The 22,045-nt window shown below is 68.6% G+C and carries 18 protein-coding genes and 4 pseudogenes; 12 read left to right on the forward strand and 10 right to left on the reverse strand.

The window, feature by feature from the left end:
* The first annotated feature begins 86 nt into the window (after positions 1 to 86).
* Positions 87 to 1,610 carry an acetaldehyde dehydrogenase ExaC gene (gene exaC / locus ACWGIH_RS23805; RefSeq protein WP_453442878.1) on the forward strand — a complete coding sequence of 508 codons (1,524 nt, stop codon included), beginning with the start codon at positions 87 to 89 and terminating at the stop codon, positions 1,608 to 1,610.
* 162 nt (positions 1,611 to 1,772) lie between these two features.
* Here the strand turns inward: exaC and ACWGIH_RS23810 are convergent, their stop codons facing one another.
* Positions 1,773 to 1,994 (reverse strand): integrase, encoded by a 222-nt coding sequence (locus ACWGIH_RS23810; protein WP_453442880.1) that lies wholly within the window; start codon positions 1,992 to 1,994, stop codon positions 1,773 to 1,775.
* 100 nt (positions 1,995 to 2,094) lie between these two features.
* Between ACWGIH_RS23810 and ACWGIH_RS23815 the strand changes: the two genes are divergently transcribed.
* A complete protein-coding gene (locus ACWGIH_RS23815) occupies positions 2,095 to 3,192 on the forward strand; it encodes an integrase core domain-containing protein (RefSeq protein ID WP_453442882.1) in 1,098 nt (365 codons plus the stop codon).
* Between the two features lie 34 nt (positions 3,193 to 3,226).
* Here the strand turns inward: ACWGIH_RS23815 and ACWGIH_RS23820 are convergent.
* The 4 genes and pseudogenes from ACWGIH_RS23820 to ACWGIH_RS23835 form a co-directional block, all read right to left on the reverse strand.
* Positions 3,227 to 3,463, reverse strand: a pseudogene (locus ACWGIH_RS23820) (transposase); the annotation flags it as partial.
* Positions 3,464 to 3,704: 241 nt separating this feature from the next.
* Complete coding sequence (locus tag ACWGIH_RS23825; RefSeq protein WP_453442884.1) at positions 3,705 to 4,154, reverse strand: hypothetical protein; 450 nt, start codon at positions 4,152 to 4,154, stop codon at positions 3,705 to 3,707.
* A complete protein-coding gene (locus tag ACWGIH_RS23830; protein ID WP_453442886.1) occupies positions 4,139 to 4,489 on the reverse strand; it encodes a hypothetical protein in 351 nt (116 codons plus the stop codon). The genes ACWGIH_RS23825 and ACWGIH_RS23830 overlap by 16 nt, the downstream gene beginning before the upstream one ends.
* Before the next feature lie 467 nt (positions 4,490 to 4,956).
* Positions 4,957 to 5,109 (reverse strand): annotated as a pseudogene (locus tag ACWGIH_RS23835) (IS110 family transposase); the annotation flags it as partial.
* A gap of 115 nt (positions 5,110 to 5,224) precedes the next feature.
* Between ACWGIH_RS23835 and ACWGIH_RS23840 the strand changes: the two are divergent.
* Entirely contained in the window at positions 5,225 to 5,662 is a 438-nt protein-coding gene (locus tag ACWGIH_RS23840; RefSeq protein ID WP_453442887.1) for a hypothetical protein, read from the forward strand.
* A 1,293-nt stretch (positions 5,663 to 6,955) separates the two neighbouring features.
* A complete protein-coding gene (locus ACWGIH_RS23845) occupies positions 6,956 to 7,198 on the forward strand; it encodes a hypothetical protein (RefSeq protein WP_453442889.1) in 243 nt (80 codons plus the stop codon).
* Between the two features lie 488 nt (positions 7,199 to 7,686).
* Here ACWGIH_RS23845 and ACWGIH_RS23850 read toward each other — a convergent pair whose 3' ends face one another.
* Positions 7,687 to 9,585: a glycoside hydrolase family 15 protein gene (locus ACWGIH_RS23850; RefSeq protein ID WP_453442890.1), complete on the reverse strand. Its 1,899-nt coding sequence runs from the start codon at positions 9,583 to 9,585 to the stop codon at positions 7,687 to 7,689.
* Between the two features lie 324 nt (positions 9,586 to 9,909).
* Positions 9,910 to 10,806 carry a LysR family transcriptional regulator gene (locus ACWGIH_RS23855; RefSeq protein ID WP_453442891.1) on the reverse strand — a complete coding sequence of 299 codons (897 nt, stop codon included), beginning with the start codon at positions 10,804 to 10,806 and terminating at the stop codon, positions 9,910 to 9,912.
* A gap of 228 nt (positions 10,807 to 11,034) precedes the next feature.
* Between ACWGIH_RS23855 and ACWGIH_RS23860 the strand changes: the two genes are divergently transcribed.
* On the forward strand, positions 11,035 to 11,421 hold the full coding sequence (locus ACWGIH_RS23860) for a VOC family protein (protein WP_453443190.1): 387 nt from the start codon (positions 11,035 to 11,037) through the stop codon (positions 11,419 to 11,421).
* 6 nt (positions 11,422 to 11,427) lie between these two features.
* Here the strand turns inward: ACWGIH_RS23860 and ACWGIH_RS23865 are convergent, their stop codons facing one another.
* Positions 11,428 to 13,407, reverse strand: a complete 1,980-nt coding sequence (locus ACWGIH_RS23865) for a hypothetical protein (protein ID WP_453442893.1) — start codon at positions 13,405 to 13,407, stop codon at positions 11,428 to 11,430.
* Positions 13,408 to 14,101: 694 nt separating this feature from the next.
* Here ACWGIH_RS23865 and ACWGIH_RS23870 point away from each other — a divergent pair.
* The 3 genes and pseudogenes from ACWGIH_RS23870 (at position 14,102) to ACWGIH_RS23880 (ending at position 16,124) form a co-directional block, all read left to right on the forward strand.
* Positions 14,102 to 15,124, forward strand: coding sequence for an SGNH/GDSL hydrolase family protein (locus tag ACWGIH_RS23870; RefSeq protein ID WP_453442894.1), 1,023 nt, complete (start codon positions 14,102 to 14,104; stop codon positions 15,122 to 15,124).
* 57 nt (positions 15,125 to 15,181) lie between these two features.
* Positions 15,182 to 15,361: pseudogene (locus ACWGIH_RS23875) on the forward strand (alpha/beta hydrolase fold domain-containing protein); the annotation flags it as partial.
* Positions 15,362 to 15,779: 418 nt separating this feature from the next.
* Positions 15,780 to 16,124 carry a hypothetical protein gene (locus ACWGIH_RS23880; RefSeq protein ID WP_453442896.1) on the forward strand — a complete coding sequence of 115 codons (345 nt, stop codon included), beginning with the start codon at positions 15,780 to 15,782 and terminating at the stop codon, positions 16,122 to 16,124.
* A 128-nt stretch (positions 16,125 to 16,252) separates the two neighbouring features.
* Here the strand turns inward: ACWGIH_RS23880 and ACWGIH_RS23885 are convergent.
* Both ACWGIH_RS23885 and ACWGIH_RS23890 read right to left on the reverse strand, forming a co-directional pair.
* Positions 16,253 to 16,497, reverse strand: a pseudogene (locus ACWGIH_RS23885) (oxidoreductase); the annotation flags it as partial.
* 113 nt (positions 16,498 to 16,610) lie between these two features.
* On the reverse strand, positions 16,611 to 17,576 hold the full coding sequence (locus ACWGIH_RS23890; protein WP_453442898.1) for a sulfotransferase domain-containing protein: 966 nt from the start codon (positions 17,574 to 17,576) through the stop codon (positions 16,611 to 16,613).
* 486 nt (positions 17,577 to 18,062) lie between these two features.
* Here ACWGIH_RS23890 and ACWGIH_RS23895 point away from each other — a divergent pair, with 486 nt between their 5' ends.
* The 4 genes from ACWGIH_RS23895 to ACWGIH_RS23910 all read left to right on the forward strand — a co-directional run bounded on the left by ACWGIH_RS23895 (position 18,063) and on the right by ACWGIH_RS23910 (position 22,030).
* The gene (locus ACWGIH_RS23895) at positions 18,063 to 19,067 is read left to right on the forward strand and encodes an aKG-HExxH-type peptide beta-hydroxylase (protein ID WP_453442900.1); all 1,005 of its coding nucleotides are present in this window, start codon (positions 18,063 to 18,065) and stop codon (positions 19,065 to 19,067) included.
* Entirely contained in the window at positions 19,064 to 20,320 is a 1,257-nt protein-coding gene (locus ACWGIH_RS23900) for a YcaO-like family protein (protein WP_453442901.1), read from the forward strand. Before ACWGIH_RS23895 ends, ACWGIH_RS23900 begins: the two co-directional genes overlap by 4 nt.
* Positions 20,321 to 20,417: 97 nt before the next feature.
* The gene (locus ACWGIH_RS23905; RefSeq protein WP_453442902.1) at positions 20,418 to 21,182 is read left to right on the forward strand and encodes a class I SAM-dependent DNA methyltransferase; all 765 of its coding nucleotides are present in this window, start codon (positions 20,418 to 20,420) and stop codon (positions 21,180 to 21,182) included.
* On the forward strand, positions 21,179 to 22,030 hold the full coding sequence (locus ACWGIH_RS23910) for a class I SAM-dependent methyltransferase (protein WP_453442904.1): 852 nt from the start codon (positions 21,179 to 21,181) through the stop codon (positions 22,028 to 22,030). Before ACWGIH_RS23905 ends, ACWGIH_RS23910 begins: the two co-directional genes overlap by 4 nt.
* The last annotated feature ends 15 nt before the right edge of the window (positions 22,031 to 22,045 follow it).

The raw sequence follows: 22,045 nt of genomic DNA on the forward strand, positions 1-22,045 counted from the left end.
CCGCAACGTACCTGCAACGTCCGTGCTTCTAGCCTCCGGGCGAGAGCTGCCCAACGGCGGGCAGTCTTCCCCGGGAGGCCACCAAGATGACCCGTTACGCAGCGCCCGGCACCGACGGCGCAGTTGTCTCCTACCAGTCCCGCTACGACCATTTCATCGGCGGCGAGTACGTCCCGCCCGCCCGTGGCCAGTACTTCGAGAACCCGAGCCCGGTCAACGGACAGCCCTTCACCGAGATCGCCCGCGGCACGGCCGAGGACGTGGAGCGCGCCCTGGACGCGGCGCATGCCGCCGCGCCCGCGTGGGGCCGCACGTCCCCGACCGAGCGTGCGGACGTCCTGCGGAAGATCGCCGACCGTATGGAGGCGAACCTCGAACAGCTCGCGGTGGCCGAGAGCTGGGAGAACGGCAAACCCGTCCGCGAGACGCTGGCCGCCGACATCCCGCTCGCCATCGACCACTTCCGCTATTTCGCGGGCGTCCTCCGCGCGCAGGAGGGGTCGCTGAGCGAGGTGGACGAGGACACCATCGCGTACCACTTCCACGAGCCGCTCGGCGTCGTCGCGCAGATCATCCCGTGGAACTTCCCCATTTTGATGGCGACATGGAAGCTCGCGCCCGCTCTGGCGGCGGGCAACGCGGTTGTCCTGAAGCCCGCGGAGCAGACTCCGGCCTCGATTCACTACTGGATGAGCCTGGTCGCCGATCTGCTGCCGCCGGGTGTCGTGAACATCCTCAACGGCTTCGGCGTCGAGGCGGGCAAGCCCCTCGCCTCCAGCCCGCGCGTCGCGAAGGTCGCCTTCACCGGTGAGACCACGACGGGGCGGTTGATCATGCAGTACGCCTCGGAGAACATCAAGCCGGTGACGCTGGAGCTGGGCGGGAAGTCGCCGAACATCTTCTTCGACGACGTATGGGCCGCCAACGACGACTTCCGTGACAAGGCGCTCGAGGGCTTCACGATGTTCGCCCTCAACAACGGCGAAGTTTGCACCTGCCCGTCGCGTGCTCTCGTCCAGCGCGGCCACTACAGCGAGTTCATGGAAGCGGCGGTCGCCCGCACCGAGCAGATCGTGCCGGGGCACCCGCTGGACACCGACACGATGATCGGGGCCCAGGCCTCCAACGATCAGCTGGAGAAGATCCTCTCCTACCTGGACATCGGCCAGCAGGAGGGCGCGAAAGTCCTGACCGGCGGTCAGCGGATCACGTACGACGGCGAACTGGCCGGCGGCTACTACGTCCAGCCGACGATCTTCGAGGGCGACAACCGTATGCGGATCTTCCAGGAGGAGATCTTCGGTCCGGTCGTCTCGGTCGCGTCGTTCAGCGACTTCGACGACGCCATCAAGACCGCCAACGACACGCTCTACGGTCTGGGCGCCGGCGTGTGGACGCGTGACATGAACACCGCCTACCGCGCGGGCCGCGCGATCCAGGCGGGCCGCGTCTGGACGAACTGCTACCACGCCTACCCCGCGCACGCGGCGTTCGGCGGCTACAAGCAGTCCGGCATCGGACGCGAGACACACAAGATGATGCTGGAGCACTACCAGCAGACGAAGAACCTTCTGGTCTCCTACTCGCCGAAGAAGCTCGGCTTTTTCTAGAGGCACGAGAAAAGGCGCCTGACCTGGTCTTTTACCCGTCAGGCGCCTTCCGCTCGGCCCACGCTGAGCCGGGCCCGGTTTACGTGGTAACCCCCAGTTCCTCCCATCGCTATTCCGCTTCTGACCAGCTGTTCCGGACCAGTGGCGGACCAAAACCCCGACTCACCGCCCAGGTGCCGCGCCCTGACTGACGCGATCCCACTCCTTCATCGACTGTTCGATGAGGAGGTTGGCCTGCTCCCGGACGCCATCCAGGAACTTGGCGTAATGGCGGAAGAGGACCTCGATGCTCTGGCCCGCGCGGCGAGCACATTCGGCCGGGTCCACTCCGGAGTACAGCCAGAACGAGATCCCGGCGTTGTCCTTGCCGATTACCTCATCCACCCTGGTCAGAGCGGATACATCTGATCACCGAGTTGCTGCCTCCGCAGGTATGGCCCGGGGCTCTGGCGGCGCGGCCATGACCTCGGCATGATGATCGCTCGTGCTGTGGAAACTCGCTAACCTGGGCGTGACGAACGCCTTCGCGATGCTGCGCCTGCTCCCCATGACCGACCGGGACAAGGACACAGAGATCCTGGCCCTGCGCCACCAGATCGCGGTACTAGAGCGGCAGCTGAACGGAAAACGAGTCGCCTTCACCGCAGGCGATCGAGCGCTCCTGGCAGCGCTCCTGAACGGCCTCCCGAAGAGTGTTCTTCGGCGTATGCGGCTGCTGGTGCGACCTGACACGGTCCTGCGCTGGCACCGTGACCTGGTCGCGTGCCTGCACGCCATCCGGTCCCGACCCCCTCGAGAAGGCCGACCGCGGACCGTCCGCTCCATCCGAGCCGTCGTCCTGCGCCTGGCCCGAGAGAACCCCACTTGGGGATATAGGCGCCTGCACGGCGAACTGCTTGTACTCGGAGTGAAAGTAGCCGCGTCAACCGTCTGGGAAATACTGAAGGACGCCGGCATCCCACCCGCCCCCGAACGGGCGTCGAGCACGTGGGCGGACTTCCTACGCTCCCAAAGCGACGCCTTTCTGGCCTGCGATTTCTTCGAAACCGTCACCCTGTCAGGAGCCCGACTCTACGTATTCGCGGTGATCGAACACGCAAGCCGCCGCATCCGCATTCTGGGCGCCACCGCGCATCCCAACGCGCCCTGGATAACGCAGACAGCCAAGAACCTCGTCATGGACCTTGAAGACCGCTGCAGCCGAGCGCGGTTCCTGATCCGGGACAGGGACGGCAAGTTCCCTGCCCTGTTCGACGCCATTCTCGCCGACGCCGGCATAGAGGTGGTCCTCAGCGGCGTACGCATACCGCGTATGAACGCGATCATGGAACGCTGGGTGGAGACCTGCCGACGAGAACTGCTGGACCGCACCCTCGTCTGGAACCACCGGCACTTTCTCCACGCTCTCCGCGAGTTCGAGCAGTTCTCCAACGAGCATCGGCCGCATCAGGGCATCGCCAACTCCCGCCCACTGCACACCCTCCCCGCACCCATCACCGATCCCGAGCAGATCAACCGCCTTGACATACGAAGACGCGACCGCCTGGGGGGCATCCTCCACGAATACCAACATGCAGCCTGACCTGCACGGATGAGCTTTTCGGCAAGGACAACGCCTGCGTGCGCGGATCGTGGCGCAGCCTAGTGAACCCCAGGGCGGCGTTCGCCTTCCGGTCGCCGCCGTGGTTGAGCCGGCGCGAGCTCCGGCGGCCCGAAGAGTACTCGACGGGGCTGACTCCGCAAAAGGCGGCAAACGATGCCTCGGTGTGCACTCGTTCGAGATCGTCCCCCATGGTGATCAGGAGCGTTACGGCGCTGTCCGGACCGATACCCACCGGTGCGAGCAACTGCGGGGCGTGAATCCAGGAGTGGCTGACAGGTTCAGCCGGAATGACACGAGCCGCGGTTTGTAGATGCTTGTGGCGCGGAATAGTGCACCTTCCGACGTCCATCTATTGTCGAAACTGTTCACGTTGTACGACAGCGTCCAGCGATCCCCTGCGGGCGTCGGCCTCCAACGCGGCGGTCCTTCGCGTGGCGAGCAAAACAGAGCAGCGCCGCACGGCGAACGCGGGCTCTGGGTCAGCTCAGTACTCAGTACTTCGTCAACCGTCCGGGCCGCTCGAAGTAGAAGCCTCTGGGCCCCTGCAGTTCACCACTCTCCCCAGGTGGTCCAGCAGCCGCGACACCCTTGACCAGCGCGCTGCCGTTGAGGACGCGCTTGCCGTCGAATTGGTGGCCGGTGAAGCCGAACATATGGGTTCCCCGGCCCAGCCGCAGCAGCCCCAAGGTGACGTGCGTCGCCGAGAGGGGCACACCGTCGGACACCAGTGGGATGGACAGGAAGAGGTTCTTCTTCTCGCGCGCCGCGGGACCGGTCCACAGCGCAACGGTCACCCGAGGCTCGTCCAGGTCTGGGATGCACCCGCGCACGTAGTACGGCTTGGCGACCGGGGTGGTGGTGTAGTGCCACAGCGCATCCGCGACGGCGCACTGCGTACGGAACAGCACGTCTGGGGAGACGGTGGCTAGCGGTTGACCCATGACGGGCACTTCTGCACCCCTCTGCAGTAGGCGGTGATCACACCGATCTTCCCCTTCGTGCCGGGGGCGGTGTAGCGGCCGTCGTCGGTCTTCTTGTCAGGTTTGCCGTCGAGGGCGGCGTTGATGAGCCTGCACGACGTGATGTTGTGCGGCCTGGAGAAGTGGATCCAACCCAGCTCCGAGTTGCCTGTACGCGTGGGGATGCGACGACCGTCCCAGTCCTTCTGCACACACTTCTCATGGGTGTTCCAGGACTCTCGCGAGTCCGCGGTGGACGGGACGGCGGCAAAGCCGAGAGCGGCGAGAGCCGCGGCGGCGGCGATAGTTCTTCTCAACGTTCCTCCTGGGCAAGATGCTGGTCACATCAGGGTTGTCCGTCAGAACGAGTGGCTATGAGCAGGGACTGACTAATCACCCGGTTGAGGGCGTGTCGGCCCTTTGCCTACTGGCGCGCTCACCACCGCGCAGCTACTCCTGCCGAGACACGGACGGACCAAGGCCGCGGGCAAAATGCTGAGTTCGTGGGTGAAGTACTCGCCGAACCGCTTGAGGTTCTCCGTAATCACTGGGGAGACCTGGGCTAGGTTGTCCGGCTCGATCTTCCAGCCCTCGCGTGGTGCAACTGAGCCTCGCGTCACTTGAAGCAGAAGGAGGCAGGGCATGCGGCAGCCAGCACGGGTACGCCCAGCCGCCACCCGAAAGGGCGAGCACACTGCTCCTGGACAGTCGCGCGCCGGGACCCCCCTTTCACGCAGGCCCCCGTCGGCACCATCAAACGGATCCCCTCAAATCACAGACGCCCCTATAACGGTGGATCACTGGATGCCGTTCTGACCAGGTTAAAGACCTCCCGGGCGGCATATCGCTTGAGGCATCGGATGATCTCACGTCGGGTTTTGCCCTCGTGGATGCGGCGTTCGTAGTACGCCTGGGTGCGGGGGTCGTGCCGAAGCCGGGTGAAGACGCATCAGCCGGCTCAAGGAAGCCCCCAGCGGGATGTCCGATTCGAAGGACTCGACATCCCGCTGCGCACACAGATCTCCGCCCTGGACAGCCGCCGCATCCCCGCGATGGCCGCCACCTGGACCACCGCACTCACCTCCCGCATCGCAGCCCTGACCTCAGACCTCGAAGGCATGGCCAAGGCCCGTGAGACCCTCGCCTCACACTTCAGCGGCCATGTCACCGACCTTCTGCAGCGCCTCGACCAGGCCAGCCGTTTTTCCACCTTCCCCGAGGGGGATGCCCCCTGGTCCGGGCAGAAGTTCCTCACCATCCGCTACAAGAAACCGGACCTGGCTGCCCTCACCGCCCAGATGCGCGAATCCGTCGATGCACTGGCGGGCAATCAGCGCACCCGCAGCCTCAAAGGCATCGACATCGTGATGCGCTGCCTCCTCGCAGCCGTCCCCCCGCGGGTTCAACGCCGAAGTCATGAAACCCAGCGCCTGGACCGCGTCCCCGTCGAGGAGATGAGCCGCTGCGGGAGGTTGTCAGGACGTAGATAGCGGCGAAGGCGCCGCTATGCCGGGCGAGATGTCCGCTTGAGAGGTCGGCCGACCGTGCGGGGGTCCAGACGGGGGCTCCATCGAAGATCCCCGGGGAGGATCCCCGCTGCTCGGGCCCGTATAGTCCAGCGGCTTGCCGTGGAGTAGGAAACCGCTTCAGCCCCCCACACCGCGCGCATCAACTTGAGCGGAGGAAGCGGAGCCTTCGGGCGCAGACGGCCTGTCCTCTTATCCCTCACCATCTTGCGTTGCGAAAGGGCAAACCTGTACAGCATGGCCACCTGACGGAGATGCTGCTCTCCGCGCTTCCGCGCCCCGAGCGGGCCGGCTACAAGACGAGCCATCTCCAGGTGGGGGCGCAAGTCATACGTGCAGATGCCCTCGGTGTAGTCCACGGACGGAACAACCAACCGCAGGATCTGAGAGATGGGCATCGCCGCGACTACGCTGGGCGTGAGGTGGTGAGGGGATTCCGCTCGGGCCGATTCCATCGTCAGCGCGCAGACATGATGGTCCCGACGGGAGAAATTCACGTGGAACTCCCACTCTTCGAATCCCGTCACACCTCCCACTCGCGCACCTTGACTCGTCGCATCCACCCAAGGGGGGGCCTGCGAGGGCCTTGGGTGGCGGCCGGGCCGTCTGGGGGCTTTCTCGGCAGGCTCGCCCCTTCCGGGCCTGCTGGCCTGCGCGATGATGCCGAGGACGTTGTGCTTTCGGGCTTCGCGCAGCCAGTTGTTGACGCAACCAAGACTCCGACTCCACACGGCTGCAACGACGTGTCGAGGCGGGAGCCCTCTGTTCACAGCGGCCTCGTACACCCCAGCGACCATCTGAGAGTGGGCCTCTCCCCCTCCTCGCGGACGCCCGGACCACGAGTTGTCGAGTTCCCGTGCAAGTTCAGGGCCGAGGTTCGCCGCAGTGCTTGCGACGGCAAGCATCCGGTCGCCTTCCAGCCGGAACCACTGCGTGCCCTCCGTGGGCAAAGGCTCCGCGCCTTCGGAGCAAACAGTCAGTAAGCAGGCCCTCAAGATGCCGTGCTGGCCCGGCCTGAAGCCGATCGTCACCAGCAGGCCCGCGAGTCCTGGCACCCCTCGAAGCTCCACGCCGAAGGTTTCATCGTCCGCGGAGCCTTCGCCACCAGGCATCACCTGCACGTCCACTCGCTCATCCCCTCCGCGACCTTTACCAATTCTCGCCTAGTGAGGAGGCTTATGGAGGACGCAGCATGCCACCTAGGTTCGTCATGCCCCGGCCGGGCTCCCACCAATGACCTCTCCTCCGGAGTTCCACATGTCGAACCCCTCATCGTCCCCCCAGCGTTCTCTCCTACCACCTCTGGTGCGCGCCGGGCAGATCATCTCCCTCGGCCTCGGCATCGCCTTCGGCAGCATGTCCCTCTACAACCTGTTGACCACCCCGTCCATCGCCGCTGCTGCCTGGGCGGCGCTCTGCGGAGTTGGTATGAGCGTGTGGGACAAGCTCCTCACGTACGGCACGGCGCTGCAGGCGACCACAGAGCCCGAGAGGGAGTGAGCCCCTTGGGGTCCGGGAGCACATGCTCGCTCCTCTACGCGGCAGGGGGCGTGGGACTGTCGAGGGTGGGTGATCTTCTCGTGATCCTGCGCAACTTTTGTGTCCGCCTGGTCATGGCTGAACTACAAGCCGACGATGACGGCGGGCAGCCTCATCGGTCTCTCGACTCCTCAGGTGCAGGCGCCAGCGTTCCATGGGCTCCCCGTGATGCTCTGCGACGAGTGGCTGCGTACGAATGAGGTGTCCGACGCAGACCTCGGACCAAGATCCGGACCAGGAGCGGACCAACTCCGCTCCTAACCATGGACATTCCCTCGTTTCCGCAGGTCAAATCGCTAGGAGACCGTGTACCACCAGCAGACGAAGAACCTTCTGGTCTCCTACTCGCCGAAGAAGCTCGGCTTCTTCTAGAGGAACGAGAAAAGGCGCCTGAGCTGGGCTTCTGCCCGCCAGGCGCCTTCTACTGGTCCTCCCAACGCTGCCACTTCCTAGCCGCGCGTGTCCTTGGCGGGCGTCTTGAGGCCCCGGACGGGCGGGGGCCCGTGATCGCCGTGTTGCGGTCCGGTTGCCGCCTTCTGCATCTCTTCGTCGAGCGCCATGGCCGCGGTGACCAGAGCGAGGTGCGTGAATGCCTGCGGGAAGTTTCCGAGCTGCTCTCCCGAGGGGCCGATCTCCTCGGCGAAGAGGCCGACGTGGTTGGCATAGGTGAGCATCTTGTCGAAGGCGTGACGAGCCTGGGTGAGCCTGCCACTGCGGGCGAGTGCCTCGACGTAGAAGAAGCTGCACAGGTTGAAGGTGCCCTCCGAGCCGCGCAGGCCGTCCGGGGATGCCTTCGGGTCGTAGCGGTAGACCAGGCTGTCGCTGACCAGCTCCTCCTCCATGGCGTCCAGGGTGCTGATCCAGTCCGGATCGTGGGGCGACACGAAGCCGACCTTGGGCATGAGCAGGAGCGAGGCGTCCAGTACGTCGGTGTCGTAATGCTGCACGAATGCCTGGCGCTTGGGGTGCCAGCCCCGTTCGATGATCTGTCGGAAGACCGTGTCCCGCACCTCGGTCCAGCGAGCGACATCGGCGGGGCGGGAGAACTCGTGCGCCGCGCGGATGCCGCGGTCGAACGCCACCCACGTCATCAGGCGGCTGTAGGTGAAGTTCTGACGGCCGCCGCGGGTCTCCCAGATGCCTTCGTCAGGCTGGTCCCAGTTGTCGGCGAGCCAGTCCAGGACGTCACTCAGCGCCTTCCAGCCGCGGATCGCACCGATGTCACCACCCACGATCAGGGCGTCCGACGCCTCGCCGTAGATGTCGAGTTGCAGCTGGCCGGACGCCGCGTTGCCCGCCCGTACCGGACGGGATCCCTGGTAGCCCTCCAGGTGGTCGAGGCGCTCCTCGACCAGATGGGGATCGCCGTCGACGCGGTACATGATCTGCAGGGGGTCCGCCGAGGAGAAGCCTTCGGGGTTGATGCGGTCTCGCAGCCAGCGGCGGAAGGCGAACGCCTCTTCTTTGAATCCCAGGTCGATCAATGCCCTGACGGACAGCGACGCGTCACGGATCCAGGTGTAGCGGTAGTCCCAGTTGCGCTCACCGCCGGTCTGCTCGGGCAGCCCCATGGTGGCGGCGGCGATGGGTGCCCCGGTGGGCGCGTACGTGAGCAGTTTGAGCGTGATCGCCGAGCGGTTCACGATGTCCTGCCAGCGGCCCCGGTAGGTGCAGGAACGCAGCCACGACAGCCAGAAGGCACGACACGTCTCGAACGCGTCGACGCTCCCTTCGAGCGTGGGGTGGGGCGGGGCGGGTTCTCCGGCGGCTGTGCTGGTCAGCACCACGGCGGCCGCCTGTCCGGCGGACAGGGTGAAGCGGGCCGTGATGTCGTCTCCGTCCGAGCGGAGCGTGACGCCGGCGGTGGATTGCAGATGCAGGTCTCTGCCGGGGCCGTGGAAGAGCACGGAGTGGTCATCGGTCGTCGAGAGCGTGTGCGTGGCACGGCCGTAGTCGAAGCGGGGCCGGCAAGCGAGGGCGAAGGGCACGCTGCCCCGTACGACGCGTGCGATCCTCACCAGAGTGTGTCCGTCCGCCGGGGCGGAGGAGTCGATGGGCACCATGAAGTCGGCGACTTCACCGACTCCCCCGGGCGCCATGAAGCGGGTGATCAGGATGGCCGTGTCGGACAGGTAGAGCTGCCGGACCGTCATGTCCTCCCCGTCCGGGACCTCCGCGGCGAGACGGCAGTGCCCTCCGCGTTCGCTGTCCAGGAGCGAGGCGAAGACGCTGGGTGAGTCGAAGCGGGGGGTGCACCACCAGTCGATGGTTCCCCCGGACGAGATGAGGGCGGCGGTCTGGAGATCGCCGACCATGCCGTGATCCGCAATGGGCGGGTACTGGTTCACAATGCCTCCCAGTCTGGTCCGACACACTGCGGCGACACGGACCGTCGCATGCCGGCGATGTGTCCACGCCAGCGTTCCGCGGTGCCCCACCCGTCGCCTCACCCACGGAGGGTGAAACCGTGAACGTGCCGATCTCCGCAATGGCTGAGTAGCCGCTACCTCCGGCGAAGGGCCGCGGACGTCAGTGTCGGTCGGCGGTGAGGTGGGGCGTGAGTGGGCCTTGCCGGTCAGGCCGCCGGGTGACCGGCCCGAGGTCCGCGAACACGACTGCCTCCCGCCACCCCAGCAGGTATTGGGTCCCTGCCTGCGAATTCCGCGGCACGCTCACGCGATCGGTGCCCCATCGGCAATGTCTGCCGCAGCCCGTACGAACTCGCGGACGCTCTGTGCGGTGTTCCCTTCCCGCCAGACCGGCCCCCGCTCAATCGGCTGTGCGTCGTGCAGCGGCACATAGACGACATCCGGCCGCGGATAGTAGCGCCGGGAATGTTCTCCGACCGGCAGAACGCCCTTTCCCATCGCCACCAGCGTGAGCATTTCGGAGAACGATCCTCCGGTCGGCCCCTTGGGAACTGGCCTGCCGGAAGGGGTGCAGTCCGGTGTGCGATCCCGCTTGAACCCCGCTGAGGTCACCTCCGGATACTGCACCACGGGGTGTTCAGCGAGCACTTCGAGCGACACCGACTCCTCGCCAGCGAGCGGATGCCCGGCCGCGGCGGCGAGCACTCGCTTCTCCGTCAGCAGCACCGGCCCACAGGCCATCCCGTCAAACGGGTACGAGGCGATGAGGACGTCTATCGAGCCGTCGAGCAGGCTCGCGCGGGAGTTGGACAGCTGCACCTCCCGTACATCGACCCTGCAATCGGGGTGGCGCTCGCTGAACAGGCCCACCACCTTCAGGAGTGCGGGTGCCGTCCACTCGCCGAGGAAGGCGACCCGCAGCACTCCGGTGACACCACGACTGGCATCGGTGGCCCTTCGTAGCGCCTCCTCCATTCCGGCGACCAAGGGCATCAGGTCATCGGCCAACTGCCGCCCGACCGTAGTGAGTCGAACCGTTCTGCTGGTCCGCTCGAACAGCATGCCGCCGACCCGTCGTTCAAGCTTCTTGATCACCTGGCTGACCCGCCCGGTCGTGACGCACAGGCGCTCGGCGGTGCGGCCGAAGTGCAGCTCCTCGGCAAGCGTCAGGAAAGTCTCGATCTCCACCCGCTCCAGCATGAGCCCCCCGTTCGTTGAATCAGGCTCAACGATCGTATTCCGATCCCGCCTTGATGACGGACTCCTCTCCAAGGGATCGTGAACAGCGCCCACCCGGACTCCACCGTCGAAGGAAACCCCGTGAACAACGTCTCGGACATCACCACCGGCCCGGCCCCGACCGAAGAGCCCCGGCGGCAGCACAGCCACCCCGCAGGAAGCCTCGGCGCCCAGCCCGGACGGCCCTCGCTGCACGTCAAGGCGTTCGACCACCTGGTCCTCAACGTCGAGGACGTCGAGCGGTCCCTGGACTTCTACACCGGGCTCCTCGGTCTGGAACCAGTACGCGTTGCACAGTGGCGAGCCGGCGAGATCCCGTTCCCGTCGCTGAGAGTCACCGATGAGACCATCATCGACCTGTTCAGTCGCCCTCGGGGACAGTCCAACGTCGACCACATCTGTCTCACCGTGGAGCCGCTGGACTGGGAGGAGGTCATCGCTTCGGGGGCCTTTACCGTCCTCGAAGGTCCCGTCGACCGCTTCGGCGCACGGGGCAACGCCACATCGATCTACGTGCAGGACCCGGACGGCAACACCGTGGAACTCCGCTGGTACCCGCAGGACGCCTCAGCCTGACAGCGCTCAAGCTGGGGGACGCGTCCGCCAGGCCCGGGCGAAGAGTTCGGGCAGGGGGCCGGCGACGGGCCGGGAGCAGACCTTGCGTCCGATGACCCGGACTCCGAGCAGCCCGGCCTTCCAGGTCTCCATCGGAGGGTAGAACTTGTCCCCGCCCGCCCAGTCGCCGGGCAGGAACACTCCCCGCCCGGCCCGGGCCCTGCGGTCGGCGACCACCAGACCGGCCTCGACGAGTGCGGCCGCAACGGCCTTGTGGTGCGCGGGAGTCCACCGGTTGAAGCGGCGGATACGGCGGGCGGTGGGCACGGGCAGGGCGAGCAGCTGCAGATACAACGTGGCGGCGTCCGTATCCAGGCCGGTGGTGGCGGCCACCTCCTCGACCACCTCTGGTGCGGACAGCCGCGGATCACTCTCGTAGCCGCCCGGCGGCAGCGCCCCCTCGGTGATGCGCTGCACGATCCGCTCGAACTCGGGACCACGCAGCCGGCGGACCAGCGCCAGATGCGAGTCCGCCACGTCGATCACAGCCTCCAGGCGCCGCGAGCGCTCGTCGGCCCCGTAGCGGCCGGGCCGGAAGTACACGCCGGGCGCCTCGCGCTCACCTCGCCGGTCGAACCCTGCCTCGGACACGACGACCAGGCCGTCGTCCAGCGTGGGGTGGGCAAGCGGCTCGGCGGCGTCCAAGTAGGGCAGGGCGCCGGGGAAGCCCGGCAGCAGTTCCGCCACGGTGCGGCCGCGCAGGCTGCGGCCGCGGGCGGAGAGCAGCAACTCCGGGTGGGCCAGGCGTTCGCGCAGCAGCCGTAGGGTCTCGGGGACACCCCGGCGTACGGGATCTCCTTCTGGAAGCTCGGCGTACACCCAGTCGACGGCGTCGCACACCACTACGAGCAGCTCCCTGAAACGGAAACCCTCGTCGCCCTCCCAGCCGCCGCCGCTGATGCTGTTCATCCGCAGCCGGGTGTCAGGGTCGCGGGTCAGCCGCGGCTCGCGCGCGGGATCGGCGAACACGGCGCACACGGCTGCCGGGGCCATCCGTACATCGCTGTGCTCGGCGGCGACGGCGAGCGTCGTCTCGGGCACGGCGGGGCGTACGCCCTGTTGCCTGCGCCAGGCCTCGGCGATCCGCTCGGCGAGCGCCATCTGCCCGCCCTCCAGCCACAGCTGCCCGGGGTCCGCGGGCAGTACGTCGGCCAGCAGGTCGAGGCGCTCGGCCACCCGCAGGGCCGCCAACTCCCGCTCACCGGCCTCGGCTTCGGACTGCTTGAGTCCCATCACCTTGCGCGCCTCGGCATCGAGGCCCCCGTACCCGTACTTCACATTGGGCATTCCGGCGAGCAGCAGCGCGGCCCCGGCCCGGCTCAGCCCGGTCCGCTCGGCGAGCACCGCGGCCGCCGCGCGGTCCCAGGGCGCGGGGCCCTTCTGCCGTACGAGGTGCACGAGGCGTCGCAGTCGGTCAGGTGTGTCCCAACCGGCTGCGGGCACCGGCTCGGTGGCCGTGATCCGACCGAGGGCCGGCGGCTGCGCGGCGCCGCTGCGCAACTCGACGAAGCGCTGCCCTTCCCGGCCGGCCCCGAGCCCGTGCAGCGCGACCACCGCACCCTCGTGGGTCCGAGTGGCATGCGTGTCCTTGTCGGCGAGTTCGAGGACGCCCGTACGCATCCGGACGCGAACCTCCGGGTCGGCAAAGGGAGTTTCGGCCCATACATCCAGCATCGCCAGCTGGACCGCGCGCAGATGGTCCTGCACGTGGAAAGAGCTCGCCCGCAGGGCCACGGCACCGCACCGGCCGATGAACCGGTACCAGTTCCAGCCCCGATACCGCGCGGGCGCCTCCTCACCACTCCCGGTCAAGTAGCCGCCGACCTCGGTGAACATGGCGAGCGTGCCGGGGCTCCAGTATCCGGAACCTTCGATGAAACCGTCGAGGGCGTGGGCGATCCACTTCTCGTCGAAGGGCTGTGCGGGGCGTATCGGGGTGTGGGGCATGCGGCCATCCTGCCGGATCACGTGCCTGCCGTTCGCCGGTGCCGGGGCACGCGCGGTTTCCTTGCTGCATCCCTTCCGCTGCTGGGCACAAGGGGCGTGTGCGGTCCGAGAACAGCTGGGTGTACACACAACCCGGCCGGGGCCTGGACTGCTTGTGTTGAGGTGGCCGAGGCTGTCGGACCGCCGGGACCGACCCTTGTGGGTAGTCGGGGACGTCACCGGCCAGGATGCGAGCTGCGCGGTCCTCGAGACCTGCTCGCTGAAGAACGTACCTGCGGCCCGCCGGTCTGGGGCCACGGCTCAGGCCGACTTCTGGCCAAGTATGCGAAGGCAACCGCGCCGGCCTTGGGATTCACCTTCGACGGGGGCTCGTTTGTACGGCATGGCCGACTGTATGCCAGGCGCCTATGCCCCCTCAGCACAACGGCCGCGTCTCGGGTACGCGCGGCAAGCGGGCAGGCTCCTCCTCCTCCTTCGGGTCACGTTCACGTCCGGACTCGTCAGCCGCGCCTTCGCGGCACCCCTGCTGAACAGGTGCGATGGACAGAGGTGAAGGGATTGTCCAAGAACGCCCGGTTGCAGTTCACCACCCCTGGAGTATCACGTTCCGCGCATGAGTGAATACGGAGCGTTCCGTTCTCTCGCCCCCGCTTCTCGTGAGCCTCGACGAAAGGGCATAGGCATGCCTTCGGCCATGCGTAAGAAGACGAACACCCCAAGGGCCCGGCGGTTGGCCGCTGTCGCCGTCGCGCTGGGCAGCTGCTTGGCGCTCGCTGTCCCGGCGGGAGGTGCCGGCGCGGTGCCCGCCGACCCTGTGCCGACCGTCTTCTTCGGCGACTCCTACACCGCCAACTTCGGCATCACCCCCGTGAACAACCAGGACAGCGAGAAGGGCTTCTGTTTCCAGGCCACGGAGAACTATCCCGCCGTCGCCACCCAACGCCTCAAGGACGAAGGCATCACCCTCGATGTCCAGTCGGACGTCTCCTGCTCAGGCGCACTCGTCCACCACTTCTGGAACGAGCAGCAACTACCCTTCGGCATCGGGGCAGTCCCGGCGCAGCAAGACGCCCTCAAGGCCGACACCCGCCTCGTCGTGGGCAGCATGGGTGGCAACACGCTGGGATTCACCAGCATCATCAAGCAGTGCTCCGACGAACTCCGCCAACACCCTCTGCTGCCCGGAGAGCCGGTGGACCCGGACAAGCCGGGCGGCGAGTGCCGCGACTTCTTCGAGTCGGAAGACGGAAAGGCATGGCTGGACGACCGGTACCAGCAGGTCGAAGGGGACCTGGAGCAGATGCTCCAGCGCATGGGCTACTTCGCCCCGGACGCCGAGCGTGTCCTGGTCGGCTATCCCAGGCTCGTGCCCAAGGACCCCTCCAAGTGCCTGACCCCGGCCCCCGGCCAGACAGAACTGCCGTTCGCCGACATCCCCGAGGACGCGCTGCCGGTCTTGGACCAGGTGCAAAAGCGCCTGGATGACGTCATGAAGCAGGCCGCCGCGGATGACGGCGCCGACTTCGTGGACCTCTACGATCACACCGGGAGCAACACGGCGTGCGACGGTGCCGATCGGGGCATCGGCGGCATGCTGGAGAGCTCCAAGGTCGAACTCGGCCAGCCGGTCCCGTGGTACGCACATCCCAACGAGAAGGGCCGCGACATCCAGGCCAAGCACGTGGCCACCAAGGTCGGACACATCCTCGACCGGTAAGAGGCACAGCCTCCCCTGCTGGAGACCGGTCCTGCGCCCTTGCCGCGCGCGGGTCCGGTTCTCACCGGCCTGCCGCCCGCACTCATCGTCACCGCGGAGGCAGACGTCCTGCGCGACGAAGGCGAAGCCTACGCCGCCAAACTCCGCACCGCGGGCGTCCCCGTCCGTGCCGGCCGCCACACCGGCATCATCCACGACGTCGTCGTGCTCAACGCCCTGCGCCCCACCCACGCTGCCGGCCGGCTGGGCCGGTGCGCTCGGCAGCGTGGGAGGCATCACCGACGAACCGCAGCGCTCTCGGTACGTGGGCGGGCTCAGTCGACCCACGGACAGCGCACCGAGCCCTTGTCGCGTCTCCCCCGAATACCGCAGGATCCGAGTACGTACCTGTTGCCAGCTGTCCGGGCCGACGCGCAGCCGATGCGACTCACGCCACTGCCTGATCCAGACCAGCCGCCGGCCGTCGGAGCCGCCGGCCGCGTACAAGTGCGCTGCGGCATAACTGGTTTGGCCCCAAGGCGGGCGCCAGAGCCTTTCGGGGTAATGCAGGTTCGTTTCCTCACTCTCCATACGGGTGAAGCACCGGTGCCCTTGGCGCGTAGTGGGCAATAAGGCCACGGCATGTTCCGATCCCGCCCGGCAGAAAGACTTCTCGATGCGTTTTCGTTCCGCCTTCACAGCCGTTCTCGGCGCCGCCCTGCTCCTGGCCGTGAACCCCGCTTCCGCCTCCGCCGCAACCGGCCAGTTCCGCTACGACTACGTCACCGACGAGGGCTACGACGTCACCGGCTTCCTCACCGACCCGCCCAACGAGCAGTGCCTCACCCTTCCCGGCGTCGGCCAGGACAACCCCCAGCCCGGCCACTCCCCCAAGAACCGCACCGACGCCTGGGCCACGGTCTTCAGCGAGCCCGACTGCCAGGGCGCTTTCTTCAAGCTCCGCCCGCACACCGGCGGCGCTTCGGAGCGACTGAAGGTGCGCTCGGTCGTCTTCGACTGAGCGCGTTCTCATCCGCCGATGTCTCCTCAGGGCCGACTCGCCGCCAGGGCGGGCGGCCCCGGGAGCGGGCGCCAACGCCTGCCCGCTGTGAACCGCTGACGACATCACCGCCGGGCGACGATGACCGCCGCCACCTTGGCGGGCCGCTGCGGGGCGGCGTGGGAGTCGGTCCAGATCGCGCCGGGGGCTACGCAGTTGACCTGGATGCCGTCGGCCGCCACCTCCTTGGACAGCCCGACCGTCATGGCATCCACGCCGTCATGTCGCCGATGGCTCGGCGGGCGCACAGCAGGTAACCCAGGACGTCGATCTCCAGAGCCTGCCGCATCCCCTTCGGATTGCCGCTGGCCGACGGTCCGACCGGCCCGCTCACGACTGGACAGCCCTCGCCCGACACCACGGCCTTCGACGCGCCACCGCCAACCATGCGCGAGCCCGTCAGCGCGGCCGAGTTTCAGGCGCCCACAGGTTGCCAGGTCTGCTCGGTCATCCCTCCTCGGCCGACCGGAAACGTGGCCGGCCGTCCGCGGCCCGTGCCATGGATTGCCATGGCGGATCCAGCATGTCCCGGACCAGCGCGTCGATGAAGGCGACCTGCTCCTCGTCCAGATAGTCCCGGAATCCGCCGACGACACCGCGTCGCGTCTTGTACGACTCCGGGTCGCCGGGGACGGACGGCCGCAGCTTCTCCGAGCGCAGTGTGTCGTCGCGTTCCATGGCCCGCATCGCGTCGAACCGGGCGTACTCCGCCGCCACCCGCAGCGTCGCGGGTTCCGTGGCCCCGGGCAGGCCGCAGAAGTCCAGGATGCGGGCGAGTTCGCCGGTGGTGTCCGCGCTCAGGCGCTCATAGGAAGAAAGCATGAAGGCGGCCGGTGTGTGTTGCTGGGCCTGCCAGATGTTCCAGAATTCCAGGCAGGTGCGTACGCTTCCGACGTCCTCGGACAGGAATTCATCGAGGGTTCCGGTGTAGGGGTTTCCCTCCCGCCGCGTCCGCTGGAAATAGTGGGACACGGCCACGTCCCGGATGTCCCGGACCAGCAGCACGACCTTGCGGTCCCGGTAGAACCCCTTGTCCGACGACAATTCGCCGGGTGCCCGCCACGCCACCTGGTCGTCGTGCCAGAAGACGATCCGGGGAACGCCGGGGTCGGCCGCGGTGAAATGTGTCAGGTCCAGGTCCCGGCACATCTCCATCGGAAGACGGTGCGCTTCCGAGATGGCGCGGGCCAGCAGAACCCGCAGCCAGGTACGGCCGCATTTGGGAAACGAGACAACGTAGATCTCCCCGTCCGCATCAACTGTCGGAGAACTCCGTTGTGCAGGCGCCGCGTTGTCAGGAGTCACAGCTCGGCATTGTCTCGGGCTGCCCGACCGGTGACAACAGGGCCTCGTACGGCCGGGAGGACATCGGTCCACGCCGCCGAGGGCTACCCCTCTCCTCCCGCAGGGCACCCGCGACGGACCTCCGTGGTGACGATCAGGACAGCTTCGTCCGACGCAATGTGTGGAGGCGGGTCATCACGGCGCCCGCCGCATCCCTCACCCGCGCACCCCTGTCACATCCACCACAGGGAGCAATTCTTTCCGGACGAACTTCGGCGCTTTTCTGCGTGGTGGCGCGAAAGCCTGGAATTTTCGACGGTGGCGCTTTTGCGGCGGCTTCCCGAAGTCCTTTCTTCGGCGTGACGTCCGTTGGGTAGCCCCATGTCCGACCGGCGGCGAGAGCCGTCCGTTCGTCACGGATGAACCCATCGAAGGAGTGATCGCATGGAGCAGCCGGAGATCGAGCAGGTCACCGAGGAACTTCCGGAGTTCGGCCTGATGATCGACATCCCCAGCGAGGACTGAGGCACTCGACCCGTCCGCGTATCAGCACAGGGTGCGTGGTGGTTCGTCCGCCACGCACCTCCGCGACCGAGCAACGACGGAGGCCGGAACGTGCTTGTGCCCCCTGACGCCGTGGCCGCCCGCCGCGCCGAGGACGCCCTCTGGCACACCACCGACGCGGTGCTGCGCAGGACGGGAGCGGGCGGGTCCGCACCGTTCCGGCACCCTGCCCGCAAGGCCGCCGCCCATCAGGCCGGCGCGGAACCGCCGCCGCTGACCGCATCACCGGAGCGCACGGCCTCGGCCGGCGAGCCGCCGGCAGCCGTTCCCCCGCCCCGTAAGGCCGCCGGCCGCTGGGCGGTCGATCTCGCCGACCCGGCACCCCACCTCGCCGCGGCGGTCGGCCGGGCACTCGCCTCGCTCCCGCAGGGGCGGGAAGCGAAGACGGGTACGGAGGGGCCGGGCGCCGTCGTCCGGGCCTGGGAGCCCGAGCAGGCCGCCGTACTGGCCGAGACCGCCGAGCGGCTTGATGAGGTGTGGCCGACGATGCTGGCCGAACTGCAGGAAGGTGTACGGCAGATCGCCCTGCTGGCCGGGCGCGCCATCGATGGTTTCACCGACTTCACCACGCACGGCGCCGTGTTCGTCAACGCGTCCCGGCTGACCGTGGGGCGTACCGGCCTGCCCGGCTGGGTCCGGCTGGCCGACGCCCTGGTCCACGAAGGCACCCACACCCGGTGCAACGCCGCTGCCTTCAGTACCCCCTTCCTCGTGTCCGCCACGGGTTCGGGCACCTCCGTCATGACCCCGCTACGGCCGGATCCCCGGCCGCTGACCGGGCTCTTCCAGCAGACGGTGGTCCTGGTCCGCCAGACGATCCTGTACCGGCTGATCCACCAGGAGGCGCCGCTGTCGGACCTGCAGCGGGAGGCCGTGGCCGAGCGCCGGGCCCGGCTGCTGGAGAAGGCACTCCAGGGCGTCGACACGCTCGGTCGCCACCGCACCACCCTCACCCCCGCCGGTGAGGCCGTGCGCGCCGAGGCGGCCGACGTGCTGGCGGCGGAGGCCGCGCGGGAAGAAGCGCGTACGGGGCGGCTGTCGGGAGGCCGTGCGTGAGCGTCTTCGCACCGACGGCCTGGGCCCCGGAGGTCTTCGCCCCGTGGCCGCACACCCCAGGCGCGCTGCTGGCCCGCGTCGCCGCCCGGTCGACGGCCTTCGACGCGAGCGGCGCCGGGGGCGGCGCCTCTGTCCTGATCGGCAGCGCAGCGGGCACGACCGCCGCCGATGTCGGGCGGCGCGCCCGCGGCGAACTGATGGAACGTATGGGCAACGTGCTCGCCGGACGGGCCGCTGAAGCCGAGGCCGAGGCGGAAACCGGAGCGGGCGGCGGACGGCCGTCGGCGGCGGGCGCCGGGCTGGTCCGAACCTGCGACTGGTTCGCGCTGCGCCGCAGCGGCGTCCCTGCCGCCGACCCCGCGGATCCCGCCACCGGTCCTGTCGACGGGTCCAACCGCGGTGTCCCGGCACGCGGGGTGCGGCAGCTCTGGTGCCGGGGCCGGGCAGCAGGCTCCGGTGAGGACAGCTGGGTACCGGCGGGCGCCGCGTTCCTCCAGCACCGCCCCCCGCCGGGCTGCGCGGCCACCCACCGGGCCGGGTCGACCGGTGTCGCCGCCCACCGGAGCCCGGACGCGGCGGCAGCGCACGCCGCGTGGGAGATCCTGGAACGCGATCTGGTACGCCGCAGCTGGTACGACCCGCTCCACTACCCGCCGGTGCCGTTCGACGCCCGCGGCGCGCTGCCGCCCGGTGCGAGCGAACTGCGGGCCCTGCTCCATCGCGAGGGCCTGGAGGCCACCGCGCTCGCCCTCCCCGCCCCCACGGGCACCGGGGCCGTCGCCGTCTGTGTGCACGGGCCGGATCGCACACGTCAGACGTTCGGAGCCCGCTGCGGCCCCGCCCACGACCTTCCGGAGACGGTGGCACGGGCCTGCTGGGAGGCGCTGATGGTCCGCTGGAGCATGATCGCGCCGGTCGCTGTCCGCGCCTGGGAGCATCTGGCACGCACCGGGGACCCACGCACCGGGCTGGACCACGCCCTGTGGACGTTCCATGCCCAGGACGCGCTGACGCACTGGGCCGGACCGGCCACCGCCCTCCGCGCCCCTCCTGTCCCGGCCTCGCGGCCCGCCCGAGACCCCGGTCCGGTCGCGCTGCTGGCCGCGCACACCGGGCGCGAGGTGATCATCGTCGACCGCTGCGCGGGCCCTCCGGCGGACGAGGGCCTGACCGTCGTCCGGCTGATCGCCCCAGGAGCCTCGCCCCTGCCGGCCCGCCCCGTACCCGGCCAACTCCCGCACCCGTTCGGCTGATCGCCCCGGCAAGGCCCGTACGAAACAGCTCCGCCGCGTCCCCGGCCGCCCATGACCACCGTCCGTGCCCTGTCCGCTCCTGCACCGGGAGGACCTCATGTCCGCGCTCCCGCACGACACGTCGGCACAGCCCTCGTACGCCGCGCTGTTCGCCGACCGGTACGACGACTGGTTCGCCGCGTCGACCACGGACTCCACTGTCGGCTTCCTGGCGGCTCTCGCCAAGGAGGGGCCGCCCGGCCCCCTGCTCGAACTGGGCAGCGGCACCGGCCGGGTGGTCCTGCCACTGGCCGCGCTGGGTCTGACCGTCGAAGGGCTCGACGCCTCCCCCGAGATGACGGCCCAGCTGCACGCCAAGCCCGGCGGCGGCGCGATCAGGGTGGCGCTCGGCGACTTCGCCGCGCCCCCGGACCCCGCGGACACCGGGCGGTACGCGCTCGTCTACACGGCCGGGGGCACCTTCGCCGAGCTCGACACCCAGGAGGCTCAGCGCCGCTGCCTCGCCTCCACCGCCCAGCGGCTGAGGCCCGGCGGACGCTTCGTGCTCGACGCGCATCTGCCCGAGGCGCTCGCCACCCTCGGCAGCGGCACACAGCCGGTGGACACCCCGGGTGGGGGCTTCGTGCTCCGCACCCGCACGCTGCACCCCGCCCGCCAGCAGTACACCTCCGACTACGCGGTGCTCGACGACGGCAGGATGCGCCACGTACGCGTCTCCTTCCGCTACTTCTCCCCCGGAGAGCTCGACCTGCTGGCGGAATTGGCGGGCCTGCGGCTGGTACGGCGTACCGGCGGCTGGTCGGGACGGCCGCTGACCGACTCCTGCACCCACCACGTCTCCGTGTACGAGCTGCCCGCATGACCGCCGCGAGCGCATCGCGAGACCCCGGGCGCTACATCGCGGACAACCACCGGCTCTGGCAGCAGTGGACTCCGCTCAAGGCCGCCTCCGACGACTACGACCTCGACGGTTTCCGTGCGGGCGGCAACCGGATGCGGCCGCTGGAGCGGGACGAGGTGGGCCCCGTCGAGGGCAGATCCCTGCTCCATCTGCAGTGCCACGTCGGCCTCGACACCCTGTCCTGGGCCCGGCTCGGCGCCCGCGTCACCGGGGTGGACTTCTCCTCCCGCGCCGTGGAGATCGCCACCGGCCTGGCCGCCGACGTCGCTCCGGACGCCCGCTTCGTCGAAGCCGACGTCCTCACCCTGCCGGACGTCCTCACCGGCAGCTTCGACATCGTCTACACCTCCAACGGAGTCCTGGGCTGGCTCCCCGATCTGCGTACCTGGGCCCGTGTCGTCGCGCACTTCCTCGCCCCCGGCGGCTTCCTCTACCTCTTCGAGTTCCACCCGTCCGCCTGGATGCTCGACACCGCTATCGAGGACCCCGAACTACGCCTTCGCTACTCCTACTTCGGCGAGCCCGCCCCCCTGGCCTTCGAGTACCGCAGCCCCACCTCCGTACCCGAAACCCGCATCCCGGACGTCGAGTACGTCTGGGGGCACACCATGGGCGATCTGATCACCGCCCTCGCCGACGCCGGGCTGCGGGTGGACTTCCTGCACGAATGGCCTTTCGTGGGCTGGCGCCTGCTGCCGTTCATGGAACGCGACCCGGACGGCTGGTGGAGGCTGCCCGGAGCGCTCCCGGCGATGCCGCTGACCTTCTCGCTGCGCGCCTCCAAGCCCGCAGGGCCCAGTCGCCCGTGACACCGCCACCGCCAC

It is taken from the genome of Streptomyces sp. NPDC054872 (assembly GCF_053610705.1).